Here is a 13,552-nt window from a genome sequence, read left to right as displayed (position 1 = left end):
ATGCCGGCTGGCGGCTTGCAAATGGCTTCGGGATCAATTCAAATACTTCGTAACTATACGGCTCTCGCGTGGCAAGTCCCAAACCGACGCCCGCTGTGGCACCGAGCCCATCAAGCCAATCAATCCCACTCGCTGAAAGATTCAATCGCGATTCGCGCTGGCTAGCGTTGCGTTTGAAGCGCGCGATCCCCACTCTGGGTCCGCGCCTAAAAACCCTCTCCCCGCGCGCCCCATCCACCGGAGTTTTTGCCATGAGCGAACACATCAGCGCTGTTACCGACACCTCCTTCGAGCAGGACGTCCTGAAGTCCGACCTGCCGGTCCTGGTCGATTTCTGGGCCGAATGGTGCGGTCCCTGCCGCATGATCGCGCCGATCCTGGAGCAGGTCGCCGCCGAGAATGCCGGCAAGCTCAAGGTCGTCAAGCTCAACGTCGACGAAAACCCGGGAACGCCGCCGAAGTTTGGCATTCGCGGCATCCCCACCCTGATTTTGTTCAAGAACGGCGCTCCCGCCGGCACCCAGGTAGGCGCGGTCGCCAAGGCCCAGCTTGCCGCTTTCGTGACCCCACACCTTGTCTAAACAACCTCCGAAACCGCCGTCTTCCTCGATGAAAAATCGTCGTCGCTTCCACGGGCATCGCAACAAGGGCCGCGGACCTGGCCAAGGCTCAGGTTCGCATCAGCAGCAAGGCCTGCCCATGGACGTCGAGGATTTCCTCGCCGAGGAAGAGGCTCAGGCGCAGTTGCTGGCCCAGCAGGCCGCCGCCGCTGCACAGGCGCCGGTCTTTCTCGATGAGAACGGCCAGCCGCTGCCGCCGGGAGCCATCCCGCCCGGCTACGACGCGCCGATCCCGCCGCCGCCGCAGATGAGCGACGAGCCGGGCGACTACGACGACCAGCCGCAGCGTCGTCAGCCGCGCCCGAATGGCAACGGTCCTGTGCCCGGCACTCCCGGTCAGCCGGTCAGCCTGGAGCCGCCGAAGATCGTGCATATCGCCGACCTCAAGAAGAAGTCGGCGGCGGAACTGCTGGAGATGGCCGAGCAGCTGGGCCTGGAAAACATCGCCCGCACCAAGAAGCAGGACCTCATCTTTGCCCTGCTCAAGGCGGCGGCGAAGCGCGGCGACCACATCATGGCCGACGGCGTGATGGAGGTGATGCCGGACGGCCAGTACGGCTTCCTACGCACCCCGGATTCCAGCTACCAGGCCGGTCCGGATGACGTGTTTGTCTCGCCCAGCCAGGTGCGCCGCTTCAACCTGCGCACCGGCGATACCATCCACGGCCGGGTGCGCTCGCCCAAGGAGGGCGAACGCTACTTCGCGCTGCTGCGGGTGGACTCGATCAACTACGAGCCGCCGGAAGCCAGTCGCAAGAAGGTCAGCTTCGAGAACCTGACGCCGCTGTTCGCCAACGAGCAGTACAAGATGGAGCGTGGCAATGGCACCACCGAGGACATCACCGCTCGCGTGGTCGATATCGTGGCGCCGTTCGGCAAGGGCCAGCGTGGCCTGATCGTCTCGCCGCCCAAGGCCGGCAAGACCATCCTGATGCAGAACATCGCGCAGTCGCTGGCGGCCAACTACCCCGACGCCTACCTGATCGTGCTGCTGATCGACGAGCGTCCGGAAGAAGTCACCGACATGCAGCGCACGGTGCGCGGCGAGGTGGTAGCTAGTACTTTCGACGAGCCGGCATCCCGCCATGTGCAGGTCGCCGAGATGGTGATCGAAAAGGCCAAGCGTCTGGTCGAGCACAAGCGCGACGTGGTGATCCTGCTCGACTCCATCACCCGTCTGGCGCGCGCCTACAACACCGTGGCGCCCAGCTCCGGCAAGGTGCTGTCCGGCGGTGTCGATGCCAACGCCCTGCAAAAGCCCAAGCGTTTCTTCGGTGCCGCCCGCAATATCGAAGAAGGCGGCAGCCTCACCATCATCGCGACCGCCTTGGTTGATACCGGCAGCAAGATGGACGAGGTGATTTACGAGGAGTTCAAGGGCACCGGCAATATGGAAATCCACCTGGAGCGCCGTATCGCCGAAAAGCGGGTGTTCCCGGCCATCAATATCAATCGTTCCGGCACCCGCAAGGAAGAATTGATGATGAATCCACAGGATCTCAACAAGGTCTGGATACTCCGCAAGCTCCTGCATTCCATGGACGAACTGGCGGCGATGGAGTTGCTGTTTGATCGTCTGCGCCACACCAAGACCAATGCCGACTTCTTTGATTCGATGAAGCGCAATTGATCCTGGGCTAGCAGTTGAGCCAATAAAAAACCGCGCCTAGGCGCGGTTTTTTATTGCCTGCTCGCGGAAGAACCAAGTCCGACCGGTGGCATCGCTGTGATCGCGAGCCAGGGTCGTGAAGGGTTCACTCGCCTATTTGATGGTGATGCCGTCCAGCGAGCCATGCTTGGTCTTCCACTCGGCGACCCAGACCGGCGAGCGGCCGCGGCCGGTCCAGGTCAGCGACGCGTCCTGCGGGTGGCGGTACTTGGGCGCCACGGTGCCGCTGCTCTTGGGCTTGGCGGCTTTGGTGGCAGCGCTGCCCCCCGCGAACTGGACGGCGAGGCCGTAACGACTGGCCAGAGCCAGGATTTCCTGCTGGGCCTTGGCTTTCTCGGCCGAACGGCGGCTGTCGATTTCCGTGGCAACCCGCTGCTGCAGGCTCAGTAATTCTTCAAGAGAGAGTTTTTCGAGTTCGTTCATGGCCGAATTCAATAATTTGGTGAGCGCCGCGGCTTGCGACAGCTCATTTTGCGGCAATTTGAATGAAATTGAAACGGGAGTTTACAAGCGGGCTATTCGCTGGGTTCCAAAAGGCCGGAATGCCGCAATAGCGGTTCCACCACCGGCTTGCGGCCTCGGAATTCGATGAAATTGCCCATGGCCGGCCGCGAACCGCCGGCGGCGAGGATGGCGTCGCGGAAGCGATGCCCAACTTCCTGAGTAAATCCGGCCTCCTCGAATGCCGCGAATGCGTCGGAGGAGAGAACTTCGGCCCATTTATAGCTGTAATAACCCGCTGCATAACCGCCGGCAAAGATATGGCCGAAACTCCAGGGCATGCGATTGAGTGCTGGAGGTTTCAGCACTGAAACCTCGTCGCGGATGGTATTCAGCAGTTCCAGCAGACGCTGGCTACTGGGCGTCTGCGCGTCACGATGCAGGCTCAGGTCAAACAGCGCGAACTCCACCTGCCGCAGCGTGGCCAGACCCGACTGGAAGCGACGATCGGCACGCAGTTGCTCGATCATCGCGTCCGGCATGGGCTCGCCAGTTTGCCAGTGGCGGGCAAACAGCTTGAGCGTGGTCGGCTCGTAGCACCAGTTCTCCATGAACTGGCTGGGCAACTCGACCGCGTCCCATTCGACGCCGCGGATGCCGGCCAGGGCGCCTTCCTCGACGCGGGTCAGCAGGTGGTGCAGGCCGTGGCCGAATTCGTGGAACAGGGTCAGCACTTCGTCATGGGTCAGCAGCGCTGGCTGGCCGGGCTGGGGCGGGGTGAAGTTGCAGACCAGATAGGCCACCGGCAGCTGCAGACCGCCGACTGCCAGCCGACGCCGGCCGATGCACTCGTCCATCCAGGCGCCGCCGCGCTTGGTCTCCGGGCGCGAATAGGGGTCCAGGTAGAAGGCGCCGATCCACTCGCCGTCGGCGTGGGCCAGGGAGTAGACGCTGACGTCCGGGTGCCAGGTGGCGACGCCAGCCAGCGGCGCGATGCGCACCGCGAACAGGCGCTCGACCAGATCGAACATGCCGCGCAGCACCTGCGGGAAGGGGAAGTAGGGACGCAGTGCCTCGTCGGACAGGCCCAGGGTCTTTTCCCTGAGCTGCTCCGAGTAATAGGCGGTATCCCAGGCCTGCAGCTCGCTGACGCCGTCGGCCGCCGCGAGCTGGCGCAGTTCATCCAGCTCCTGCAGGGCGCGGGGGCGCGCTTTGCGCGCCAGTTCGTGCAGAAACTGCTCGACCTCCTCCGGCGAGTCCGCCATCTTGGTGGCCAGCGACAGCGCCGCGTAGTCCGGATAGCCGAGCAGCTCTGCCTCTTCCCGCCGCAGTGCCAGGATCTCGCTCATCAGCGCGCTGTTGTCGTAGCGGGGCTCGTGTGGGCCGACCTCGCTGGCACGGGTGGCATAAGCCTCGTAGAGCTTCTGGCGCAGGGCGCGGTTGCGGCACTTGGTGGTCACCGCGTCGTAGCTGGGGAAGTCGAGCGTCAGCAACCAGCCGTCCAGCCCCTTGTCCTGCGCCTTGGCGCGGGCGGCGGCCTTGGCGGCCTCGGTCATGCCGTCCAGCTCAGCCTCGTCGCCAATCAATAGCTGCCAGGCCTGCACACAGTCCATGACGTTTTCTTCGAACTTGGCCTGTAGCTCGGAGAGACGCAGGCTGATGGCCTTGTAGCGGTCCTTTTGTGCCGGCGGCAGGGCAATGCCGGAGAGCTTGAAGTCGCGCAGTGCGTCTTCCACCAGCTTGCGGCGGGTGGGGGAATAGCCGGCAAATGCCGGGCTTTCGGCCAGGGCGCGGTAGGCCTGATAGAGCGCCTCGTTCTGCGAGACCTCGACGCCGTATTCGGTGATCTTGGGCAGGCCGGCGTTATAAGCCGCGCGCCATTCCGGCGTGCTCCAGACGCCGAACAGGTGGGAAATCGGCCCCCAGATTCGCGACAGCCGGTCGCCCATCTCCTCCAGTGGCTCCACCAGGGTTTCCCAGCGAGGTTGGTCCTGGTTCAGCAGCTGGCTCAGTTCCTGACGATTTCGGGACAGCCCTTCGTCCAGATTCCGGGCGGCATCTTCCGGGCGCAGGCGGTCAAAGGCGGGGAATTCTTGTGCGAAGGGCACGGCAGGCGCTCACAGGTGATGAAAGTAAGGAAGAAAACGATGGAGACGGCCGGCCTGCTTGCAAGGCAGGCGGGCCTGCCGGAGCTTGAATTCAGTAATTATGAACGGTGTGTGCAAAAATTTTTATTGGCTGCGGAGCCAGATGTGAATTTCTCGACAGGTTTCAGGTCTGCATATAAGCGTATGAAAAACAAACAGAAACAAGCCATTGAAAATTGCCTGTCGGGCTTCAGCTTGCACTGACCCGGCCACCGCCGTTGGGCGGCAGACAGAAGGATTTGTCAGCGAATGAACTTTTCTGCGACCATTTGGTTCTGAGCAGCATCGTAAAAACACGACATAGTGTGCGACGCGCCCAACCATCAACGTTCCCTTCGGAACGGTCTTGACGCCCTCCCCAAGGCAATTCATCCCTACCGTCCTTCCCAGACGGTTTGACCGTTCCGCTTAGGCCCTCCCACAAGGAGGGCCTTCTTTTTTGCCTCCATCCGCCATTGCCGCGCGTAAGCAGGCATAGTGCGCGTTGCCGCTTTTGTGAACCGTTGCTGGAGTGATCGCCTGTGTTTCGGAGATTTTGGATGCGAATCGGCCTATTGTCGGCTCTTGCCGGTCTGCTCGGCGGCTGCTCCGGGCAGCGCCTGCTCAATGGCCTGACGGTGGAGCGTGGCTATAGCCGCTCCACCAACATCGTCTATGCCCCGGCCCAGAACCTGAAGCTGGATGTCTACACCCCCTATGGCAGCCAGAACGCGCCGGTGGTGGTGTTCTTCTACGGCGGCCGCTGGAGCGAGGGCAGCAAGGAGCTGTACGAGTTCGTTGGCGCCGCGTTGGCCAAGCAGGGCTTCGTTGCCGTGCTGCCCGACTACCGGCTATATCCGCAGGTGAAGTTCCCGGCCTTTGTCGAGGACTCCGCACAGGCGGTGCGCTGGGTGCATGAAAACGTCGCGCGCTACGGCGGCGATATCGGGCGGGTGTTCGTGATGGGGCATTCTGCCGGCGCGTACAACGCCGCGATGCTGGCTAGCGACGAGTCCTATCTGTCGGCGGTGGGCGGTTCCCGGCTCTGGCTGTCGGGCATGATCGGCCTGGCCGGCCCCTACGACTTCATGCCCTTCACCGATGCCGACATCAAGGACATGTTCGGCCCGCCGGAGCGCTACGCCAGCACCCAGCCGATCAACCATGTCGACGGCCGCAATCCGCCGCTGCTGCTGCTGCACGGCGAGAACGACGAGTCGGTGTGGCCGAAGAACACCCGCAACTTCGCCGCCAAGGTCCGCGCTGCCGGCGGGCCGGTGGAGACGGTGATCTACCCGAAGATGACCCACGGCTGGATCGTCGCCACCCTCAGCCAGCCGCTGCAAGGGCAGTCGGACGTGATGAGCTATGTGAAGGACTTCGTGCTGCGCAAGAGCGGCCTGAAGCCGGACCCGCTGCCGCCGACCTTGCCCGCCGCGGAGCCGCGGCCTTGATCCGCGCCTTCGAGGGCATCCGCCCGCAACTGGCCGAGGGCGCCTGGGTGGATGAGTCCGCGCAGCTGATCGGCGACGTGCAGTTGGGCGAGGACAGCAGCATCTGGCCGCTGGCCACCGTGCGCGGCGACGTCAACCGCATCCGCATCGGCGCCCGCAGTAATGTCCAGGACAACGCCTGCCTGCACGTCACCCACGACGGTCCCTACACGCCCGGCGGCATCGGGCTGGAGATCGGCGAAGACGTGACCGTCGGTCACGGCGTGATCCTGCACGCCTGCACCATCGGCAACCGCGTGCTGATCGGCATGGGCAGCATCGTCATGGACCAGGCGGTGATCGAGGACGAGGTGCTGCTCGCCGCCGGCTCGCTGGTGCCACCGGGCAAGCGCCTGGAGTCGGGTCATCTCTACCGTGGCAGTCCGCTGGCCAAGGTGCGGCCCTTGAGCGAGGACGAACGCGCCTCGCTGAAGTACTCCGCCGAGCATTACGTGCGGGTCAAGAACCGACACGCCGCCAGCGGCGGCTGAGTCCCGGCGCCACGCCCCCCGCAGGGTCAGCAGGCCCTAGACTGACAAGATAACTAGCGGGAGGAGAGAGAAATGCGTGGAGCCTGGTTGCTGGGCGTGGCCGTGCTGTCTGGACTACTGGCGGCCTGTGCGCAATCCGCCGATCCCGCTACGGCTGCTGGCTCCAACTCGAACCCGCCGCAGGCCAGCGCTGCCGAGCTGCCGCGCGACTGCGTCTGGCTGCTGCGCAGCGATGCCAACCTGCTCAACATTCTCTACCCCGATCACGCCGCGACCTATTGGGTCGCTGCGCTGCCGATCCCGCCGGGCGGCGAACTGTGGCTGGAAGGCCGCTACCCGCACGCCCGCTACGCCTCCTTCAATCTCTACAACCCGCGCCTGGAGCCGATCGACGCGCTCGCCGACGTCGAGATCGCGCCGCAGCCGGGCTCGGTGCAGCCGTTCGCGGTCGGCGCCCGCCGCGATGCCGAGGCGCGCGACTACCGCGTGCGGGTAATCGCCGCCGTGCCGCCGGAAGACCCCGCACAGCGCGAGCCCAACACGCTCTACAGCTTTCTCGCGGCGGGCGAGCAGCGTCTGCCCTCGCCGCTGGCGGTGGTGATCTACCGCGTCTACGTCGAGGACACCGGGTATGACCTGAGCGGCGGCGTCGGCCTGCCGCAGGTGGCGCTGCCGCTGGCCGGCGGCGCGGTGCTGCGCGGCAGCGAAGCCTGCTCGGCGCTGGAGCGGCTGCCGACGGTGCCGGCGGCGGAACTGCTCAATGGCCTCGATCCCGCTATCGAGACCCAGCCCAATCTCGCGGCGTTTTCGGAGCTGCGCTGGCTGAAGTTCTTTGATCTGCTCAGCTCGCAGTCGCACCGTCTCGACGCCGTGCCGGGCTTAGGCCCGCTGCTCTCCGGCGCGCTGGGACAGAGCACCAGCAACAGCGGCGGTTTCGCCAGCAATGTCCACAACAGCTACATGACCGCCAGCCTCAGCCAGAGCCTGGGTGAGGTCGGGGTGCTGGTGGCGCGCATGCCGACCACGCCGCAGACCCGCGCCGGCGAGTCGGTGATGGGCGACGGCCAGCTGCGCTACTGGAGCCTGTGCAGCAACGAGGTCAACAGCCAGCGCTACATCGACTGCCTCTACGACGAGCAGGTGCAGCGCGTGCAGGGCGAGCGCGCGATCATCCTGGTCAGCCGCGCGCAGGACCGCCCCGCGAATGCCATCGCCGAGTGCGGGGTGAACTGGCTCAACTGGGGGCCGTTCAGCAACAGCCTGTTGATCTATCGGCACATGCTGCCGCGCGGCGATTTCGCCGAGGCGATCCAGAACATTCCCGGCCCTTCTGGCGCGCACGAGCGCGAGGTGCTGGGCGTCTACTACCCCGAAGGCCGGCACTACGGCAGGGCGGAGTTCGAGCGGCTGGGCTGCCCGGTGAATCCGGACGCCGTACTTGCTGCCACCAGCGCGCCCTGAGGCGCGGCGAGCACCGCCGTCTTGCGGCACACTGCGAGCCGCAAACCAAGAATCCAGCCGCTGAGGAGACAGCATGAAGCTAGGAGTGGCCGCCGCCGTGGCCCTGTTGAGTCTGACCGCCTGTGGCAAGCCCAAGCCGGCCGCCGCGCCGCCGGTGGCCACGCCCAAGGCCCTGGCCGAGCACAGCCAGGAATTCCGCCGCTCGGTGATCGAGGCGGCGCCCGGCGTCTGGGTGGCGGTGGGCTTCGGCATCGCCAACTCCATCCTCATCGAAGGCGAGGACGGCGCCATCGTGGTCGACACCATGGAGTCGGTGGAATCGGCCAAGGCAGTGGCGACGGAATTCGCGAAAGTCTCGGACAAGCCGGTCAAGGCCATCGTCTACACCCACTCGCACCCGGACCACATCGGCGGCGCCTCGGCCTTCATTCCGGCGGGCGCGACGGTGCCGATCTATGCCCAGGAAGACGTCGCGCGCAACATGGACAAGATCAGCTCCGAGTTGCAGCCGATCATCACCCAGCGCTCGCTGCGGATGTACGGCTGGGGCCTGAGCCCGGACGAGCTGCTCAACGTCGGCATCGGTGGCGCGCTGGACATCCACGAGGGCAGCACGGTCAACATCCTGCGGCCGACCAAGACCTTCCGCGACATGCTGGACGACAGCGTTGCCGGCATCCACTTCCAGTTGGTGCACGCGCCGGGCGAGACCGACGACCAGATCTACCTCTGGCTGCCGGAGCGCAAAATCCTGCTGCCCGGCGACAACCTCTACCACGCCTTCCCCAACCTCTACACCATTCGTGGCACCGGCTTCCGCGATCCCAAGAAGTGGGCGGCGAGCCTGGACCGCATGCGCGCGCTGCGGCCGGCGGTGCTGGTGCCCAGCCATACCCGGCCACTGTCTGGCGAGCAGGCGATCTACGACACGCTCACCGATTACCGGGACGCCATCCGCTACGTCCACGACCAGACCATCCGGCTGATGAACATCGGTCTGTTGCCGGACGAGATCGCCGAGCGCATCAAGCTGCCGGCGCATCTCGCCGCCTCGCCGTTCCTGCAGGAGTTCTACGGCAAGCCGGGCTGGAGCGCGAAGAGCCTCTATGGCGGCAATCTCGGCTGGTTCGACGGCCGCCCGGAGCAATTGCATCCGCTGCCGCCGACCCAGCAGGCCGAGCGCCTGCAGGCGCTGGCGGGTGGCGCCGCCGCGATGGACGCGGCGATTGCCGCCGCCGCCGCCAACCGAGACTGGCAATGGGTGCTGGAGCTGAGCGGCGCGGCCCTGCGCCTGAGGCCCGAGGCGGCCCAGGTGAAGGAGGCGCGACTGGCGGCGCTCAAGGCGCTGGGCGAGGCCGAGAGCAATCCCAATGCCCGGCACTGGTATCTGGTGGCCTGGCACGAGCTGCGCGGCGACTACCCCTTGCCGGATCGCGCGCTGACGCCGACGCCGGAGATGCTGGCCAACATGCCGCTGTCGACCTTCTTCGACGGCATGGCGGTCAACCTCGACGCCGAGGCGGCCGGCGAACGCGTCACCACCGTGCGCTTCGAGTTCACCGATGTCGCCGAGAGCTGGACCTACATCGTCCGCCGCGGCGCCAGCGAGATTCTGCCGCCCGGCGCGGCGGCGCCGGACGCCGATCTGGTGGTGCGGGTGCCAGCGCAGGTGTTCAAGGAGATGCTCGCCAAGCTGCGCAACCCCGGCCTCACCATCGCCCGCGAGTTCGAGATGAGCAGCGGCAACAAGCTCGCCTTCATTGCCTTCATGCGGCTGTTCGTGCCGCTGGAAGCCGAGTCCGCGTCCTGATCCTTCCCTTCCCACACGACCCTACGCCCGCATGAACAGCAAACCTTTCTGGATCGCCCAGAACCTCACCCTCCTGGCGGTCTACGCCGCCGGCTTCGCACTCATCCTGATGGGCCATCCGAAACATTTCCTGGTGCTGCTGTCGGCGGTGCTGCTCGGTGCCCATGCGCTGGAAATCCCGGTGGCGTTCAAGGTGCTCAAGCATCTGAATCCCTCGCCGCTGCGGCTGGTGATCGGCACGCTGCTGTTTGGCTTCACCTGGTGGTTGCCGGTCAAGCGCGGCGTCTACGCCCCGCGCTGAGCTTTAGACTGGCGAAATGAGCACGCCCGAATTCATCAAGATCGTCGAGGTCGGTCCCCGCGACGGCCTGCAGAACGAGAAGCAGCTGGTCCCCGCCGCCACCAAGATCGCGCTGATCGAGAAGCTCGCCGCCTGTGGCCTGCCGGTGGTGGAGGCGACCAGCTTCGTCAGCCCCAAGTGGGTGCCGCAGATGGCCGATGCCGGCGAAGTGCTGGCCGGCCTGCGGCGGCAGCCCGGCGTGAGCTATCCGGTGCTGGTGCCCAATCTGCAGGGCCTGGAACGGGCGCTGGCGGCGGGCGTGCAGGAGATCGCGCTGTTCACCGCCGCCTCCGAGGCCTTCAACCGCAAGAACATCAACGCCGGCATCGACGAATCCCTGGCGCGCCTGGCGCCGGTGGCCGAGCAGGCCCTGGCGCAGGGGCTGAAGGTGCGTGCTTACGTCTCTACCGTGCTCGGCTGCCCCTACCAGGGCGAGGTCGCGGTGGCGGAGGTGGTGCGGGTGGCCAAGGCGGTGGCGGCGATGGGCTGCTACGAGGTCTCGCTGGGCGACACCATCGGCGTCGGCACGCCGCGCCAGGCGGCGGCGATGCTGAAAGCAGTCGCCGCCGAAGTGCCAATGGCACAGCTCGCCGTGCACTTCCACGATACCCGCGGCACCGCGCTCGCCAACGTCTACGCCTGCCTGGAAGCCGGTGTACGCGTGGTCGATGCCAGCGTCGGTGGCCTGGGCGGCTGCCCCTATGCGAAGGGGGCGACCGGCAATGTTGCCACCGAGGATCTGGTCTATCTGCTGCACGGTCTGGGTTTCGCGACTGGCGTCGATCTCGCCGCGCTCTGCGCAACCGCGCGCTGGATCAGCGCCGAACTGGGCCGGGAGCCTGCCAGCCGGCTGGCGCGCATCCCGCCACGCGAGGCGGCTTGAGTCGCCGGTATTCCGGCCCCAGGCGCGGACACCGCTAAAATCCAGCGAAGGAATCGAAAGGGAAAACATGGACAAGCTCTACCCCAGCGCCCAGGCGGCGCTGGCCGGCCTGGTGGCGGATGGGCAGACGCTGGCGGTCGGCGGCTTCGGCCTTTGCGGCATTCCCGAGGCGCTGATCGCCGCCTTGCGCGACAGTGGCGTGAAGAACCTGACCGCGATCAGCAACAATGCCGGTGTCGATAACTTCGGCCTGGGCCTGCTGTTGGCGACCCGGCAGATCAGGAAGATGATTTCCAGCTATGTCGGCGAGAACAAGGAGTTCGAGCGGCAATTCCTGTCCGGCGAGCTGGAAGTGGAATTCACGCCGCAGGGGACCCTCGCCGAGAAGCTGCGCGCCGGCGGCGCCGGCATCCCCGCCTTCTTCACCAAGACCGGCGTCGGCACCGTCGTCGCCGAGGGCAAGGAGCTGCGTGAATTCGACGGCGAGACCTATGTGATGGAGCGGGCGCTCAAGGCCGATATCTCACTGGTCAAGGCCTGGAAGGCCGACCGTGCCGGCAACCTGGTGTTCCGCAAGACCGCGCGCAACTTCAATCCGATGATGGCGACCGCCGGCAAGGTCTGTGTCGCCGAAGTCGAGGAGTTGGTCGAGATTGGCGCGCTGGATCCGGATCAGATCCACACCCCCGGCATCTACGTCGACCGCATCGTGGTCAATGCCACGCCCGAGAAGCGCATTGAACAGCGCACTGTGAGCAAGTAATGGCCTGGACCAAGGAACAGATGGCGCAACGTGCCGCCCAGGAACTGCAGGACGGCTTTTACGTGAACCTGGGCATCGGCCTGCCGACCCTGGTCGCCAACTACATTCCCGCCGGCATGGATGTCTGGCTGCAGAGCGAGAACGGCCTCCTGGGCATCGGCCCCTATCCCACCGAGGCCGAAGTCGACGCCGACCTCATCAACGCCGGCAAGCAGACCATCACCGCGCTGCCGGGCAGCGCCTTTTTCAGCGGCGCTGACAGTTTTGCGATGATCCGTGGCGGCCACATCAATCTCTCCATCCTCGGCGCCATGCAGGTGAGTGCGCAGGGCGATCTCGCCAACTGGATGATCCCCGGCAAGATGGTGAAGGGCATGGGCGGCGCGATGGACCTGGTCGCCGGCGTGCAGCGGGTGGTGGTGCTGATGGAGCACACCGCCAAGGGCGAGGCCAAGATTCTGCCCAGCTGCACCCTGCCGCTCACCGGGGTGAAGGTGGTGGACCGCATCATCACCGAGCTGGGCGTGCTCGACGTAACCCCGGAGGGCCTGAAGCTGGTCGAGTTGGCCCCCGGCGTGAGCGCCGAGGAAGTGCGCGCAAAGACCGCCTGCCCGGTTCTGGGATAATCCCCTTCCGCAATCCGCAATCCGCAATCCGCAATCGCTATGACCACTCGCAAGCTCGTTCTCCTTCGTCACGGCCAGTCACAATGGAATCTCGATAACCGCTTCACCGGCTGGGTGGACGTGGACATCACCGAGGCCGGTCGCCAGGAGGCGATCAAGGCCGGCGAGCTGATGAAGGCCGAGGGCCTGAAGTTCGATTGCGCGCACACCAGTGTTTTGAAGCGCGCCATCCGCACCAACTTCACCGCGCTCGACGTGATGGATCAGTTGTGGATTCCGGTACACAAGACCTGGCGCCTCAACGAGCGCCACTACGGCGCCCTGCAGGGCCTGGACAAGGCCGAGACCACCGCCAAGCACGGCGAGGCGCAGGTGAAGATCTGGCGCCGCAGCTATGACGTGCCGCCGCCGGCGATGGCGTCTGATGATCCCGGCCACCCGGCCAACGATCCCCGCTACGCCAAGCTCGACGCGGCGGTGCTGCCGGGTACCGAGTCGCTGGCCACCACCCTAGTGCGCGTGCTGCCCTACTGGCACGACCAGATCGCGCCGCAGCTCAAGGCCGGCCAGACGCTCTTGGTGACCGCGCACGGCAATTCGCTGCGTGCGCTCTACAAGTACCTGAACAACGTCAGCGAGTCCGAGATCCTCGAACTCAACATCCCCACCGCCATCCCGCTGCTGTTCGAGCTGGACGGCGAGCTGAAGGTGAAGAGTTACCGCTACCTGGGTGATCCGGAGGCCGCCAAGCGCGCCGCCGAGGCCGTGGCCAACCAGGCCAAGGCGCGCTGAAGAGGCGCTATGCCGCCCGCAGGCTCCTCGCAGGGCC

General features: G+C 65.6%; 14 protein-coding genes. 12 read left to right on the top strand and 2 right to left on the bottom strand.

The window, feature by feature from the left end:
- Positions 1-251 precede the first annotated feature (251 nt).
- Both trxA and rho read left to right on the top strand, forming a co-directional pair.
- Complete coding sequence (gene trxA, locus AC3WT6_RS00300) at positions 252-581, top strand: thioredoxin TrxA (protein ID WP_492651550.1); 330 nt, start codon at positions 252-254, stop codon at positions 579-581.
- 406 nt (positions 582-987) lie between these two features.
- Positions 988-2,250, top strand: a complete 1,263-nt coding sequence (gene rho / locus AC3WT6_RS00295) for a transcription termination factor Rho (protein ID WP_492652828.1) — start codon at positions 988-990, stop codon at positions 2,248-2,250.
- Positions 2,251-2,382: 132 nt separating this feature from the next.
- Here rho and AC3WT6_RS00290 read toward each other — a convergent pair whose 3' ends face one another.
- Both AC3WT6_RS00290 and AC3WT6_RS00285 read right to left on the bottom strand, forming a co-directional pair.
- Positions 2,383-2,712, bottom strand: coding sequence for an H-NS histone family protein (locus tag AC3WT6_RS00290; RefSeq protein ID WP_492651549.1), 330 nt, complete (start codon positions 2,710-2,712; stop codon positions 2,383-2,385).
- A 92-nt stretch (positions 2,713-2,804) separates the two neighbouring features.
- Positions 2,805-4,838 carry a M3 family metallopeptidase gene (locus tag AC3WT6_RS00285; protein WP_492651548.1) on the bottom strand — a complete coding sequence of 678 codons (2,034 nt, stop codon included), beginning with the start codon at positions 4,836-4,838 and terminating at the stop codon, positions 2,805-2,807.
- 39 nt (positions 4,839-4,877) lie between these two features.
- Here AC3WT6_RS00285 and AC3WT6_RS00280 point away from each other — a divergent pair, with 39 nt between their 5' ends.
- The 10 genes from AC3WT6_RS00280 to gpmA all read left to right on the top strand — a co-directional run bounded on the left by AC3WT6_RS00280 (position 4,878) and on the right by gpmA (position 13,515).
- On the top strand, positions 4,878-5,081 hold the full coding sequence (locus AC3WT6_RS00280; protein WP_492651547.1) for a hypothetical protein: 204 nt from the start codon (positions 4,878-4,880) through the stop codon (positions 5,079-5,081).
- A gap of 335 nt (positions 5,082-5,416) precedes the next feature.
- Complete coding sequence (locus tag AC3WT6_RS00275; RefSeq protein WP_492651546.1) at positions 5,417-6,310, top strand: alpha/beta hydrolase; 894 nt, start codon at positions 5,417-5,419, stop codon at positions 6,308-6,310.
- Positions 6,307-6,840 carry a gamma carbonic anhydrase family protein gene (locus tag AC3WT6_RS00270; RefSeq protein ID WP_492651545.1) on the top strand — a complete coding sequence of 178 codons (534 nt, stop codon included), beginning with the start codon at positions 6,307-6,309 and terminating at the stop codon, positions 6,838-6,840. The genes AC3WT6_RS00275 and AC3WT6_RS00270 overlap by 4 nt, the downstream gene beginning before the upstream one ends.
- Before the next feature lie 72 nt (positions 6,841-6,912).
- A complete protein-coding gene (locus AC3WT6_RS00265) occupies positions 6,913-8,301 on the top strand; it encodes a hypothetical protein (RefSeq protein ID WP_492651544.1) in 1,389 nt (462 codons plus the stop codon).
- Positions 8,302-8,374: 73 nt separating this feature from the next.
- Positions 8,375-10,111, top strand: a complete 1,737-nt coding sequence (locus AC3WT6_RS00260; protein WP_492651543.1) for an alkyl sulfatase dimerization domain-containing protein — start codon at positions 8,375-8,377, stop codon at positions 10,109-10,111.
- Between the two features lie 31 nt (positions 10,112-10,142).
- Positions 10,143-10,412 (top strand): hypothetical protein, encoded by a 270-nt coding sequence (locus tag AC3WT6_RS00255; protein WP_492651542.1) that lies wholly within the window; start codon positions 10,143-10,145, stop codon positions 10,410-10,412.
- A gap of 16 nt (positions 10,413-10,428) precedes the next feature.
- On the top strand, positions 10,429-11,334 hold the full coding sequence (locus AC3WT6_RS00250) for a hydroxymethylglutaryl-CoA lyase (protein WP_492651541.1): 906 nt from the start codon (positions 10,429-10,431) through the stop codon (positions 11,332-11,334).
- 67 nt (positions 11,335-11,401) lie between these two features.
- On the top strand, positions 11,402-12,097 hold the full coding sequence (locus tag AC3WT6_RS00245) for a CoA transferase subunit A (protein ID WP_492651540.1): 696 nt from the start codon (positions 11,402-11,404) through the stop codon (positions 12,095-12,097).
- On the top strand, positions 12,097-12,723 hold the full coding sequence (locus AC3WT6_RS00240; RefSeq protein ID WP_492651539.1) for a CoA transferase subunit B: 627 nt from the start codon (positions 12,097-12,099) through the stop codon (positions 12,721-12,723). Before AC3WT6_RS00245 ends, AC3WT6_RS00240 begins: the two co-directional genes overlap by 1 nt.
- A 39-nt stretch (positions 12,724-12,762) precedes the next feature.
- Positions 12,763-13,515 carry a 2,3-diphosphoglycerate-dependent phosphoglycerate mutase gene (gpmA, locus tag AC3WT6_RS00235; protein ID WP_492651538.1) on the top strand — a complete coding sequence of 251 codons (753 nt, stop codon included), beginning with the start codon at positions 12,763-12,765 and terminating at the stop codon, positions 13,513-13,515.
- The last annotated feature ends 37 nt before the right edge of the window (positions 13,516-13,552 follow it).

The organism is Stagnimonas sp. FW305-C-60 (genome assembly GCF_058782965.1).
The sequence above is the reverse complement of the archived record's forward strand: the minus strand, read 5'-3'. Positions and strand labels throughout refer to the sequence as shown.

Bases quoted from the DNA above. Each gene is read 5' to 3' on its own strand.
- trxA (WP_492651550.1), top strand. From the start codon at position 252: ATGAGCGAACACATCAGCGCTGTTACCGACACCTCCTTCGAGCAGGAC.
- AC3WT6_RS00290 (WP_492651549.1), bottom strand. From the start codon at position 2,712: ATGAACGAACTCGAAAAACTCTCTCTTGAAGAATTACTGAGCCTGCAG.
- AC3WT6_RS00280 (WP_492651547.1), top strand. From the start codon at position 4,878: ATGGAGACGGCCGGCCTGCTTGCAAGGCAGGCGGGCCTGCCGGAGCTT.
- AC3WT6_RS00275 (WP_492651546.1), top strand. From the start codon at position 5,417: ATGCGAATCGGCCTATTGTCGGCTCTTGCCGGTCTGCTCGGCGGCTGC.
- AC3WT6_RS00265 (WP_492651544.1), top strand. From the start codon at position 6,913: ATGCGTGGAGCCTGGTTGCTGGGCGTGGCCGTGCTGTCTGGACTACTG.
- AC3WT6_RS00260 (WP_492651543.1), top strand. From the start codon at position 8,375: ATGAAGCTAGGAGTGGCCGCCGCCGTGGCCCTGTTGAGTCTGACCGCC.
- AC3WT6_RS00255 (WP_492651542.1), top strand. From the start codon at position 10,143: ATGAACAGCAAACCTTTCTGGATCGCCCAGAACCTCACCCTCCTGGCG.
- AC3WT6_RS00250 (WP_492651541.1), top strand. From the start codon at position 10,429: ATGAGCACGCCCGAATTCATCAAGATCGTCGAGGTCGGTCCCCGCGAC.
- AC3WT6_RS00245 (WP_492651540.1), top strand. From the start codon at position 11,402: ATGGACAAGCTCTACCCCAGCGCCCAGGCGGCGCTGGCCGGCCTGGTG.
- AC3WT6_RS00240 (WP_492651539.1), top strand. From the start codon at position 12,097: ATGGCCTGGACCAAGGAACAGATGGCGCAACGTGCCGCCCAGGAACTG.
- gpmA (WP_492651538.1), top strand. From the start codon at position 12,763: ATGACCACTCGCAAGCTCGTTCTCCTTCGTCACGGCCAGTCACAATGG.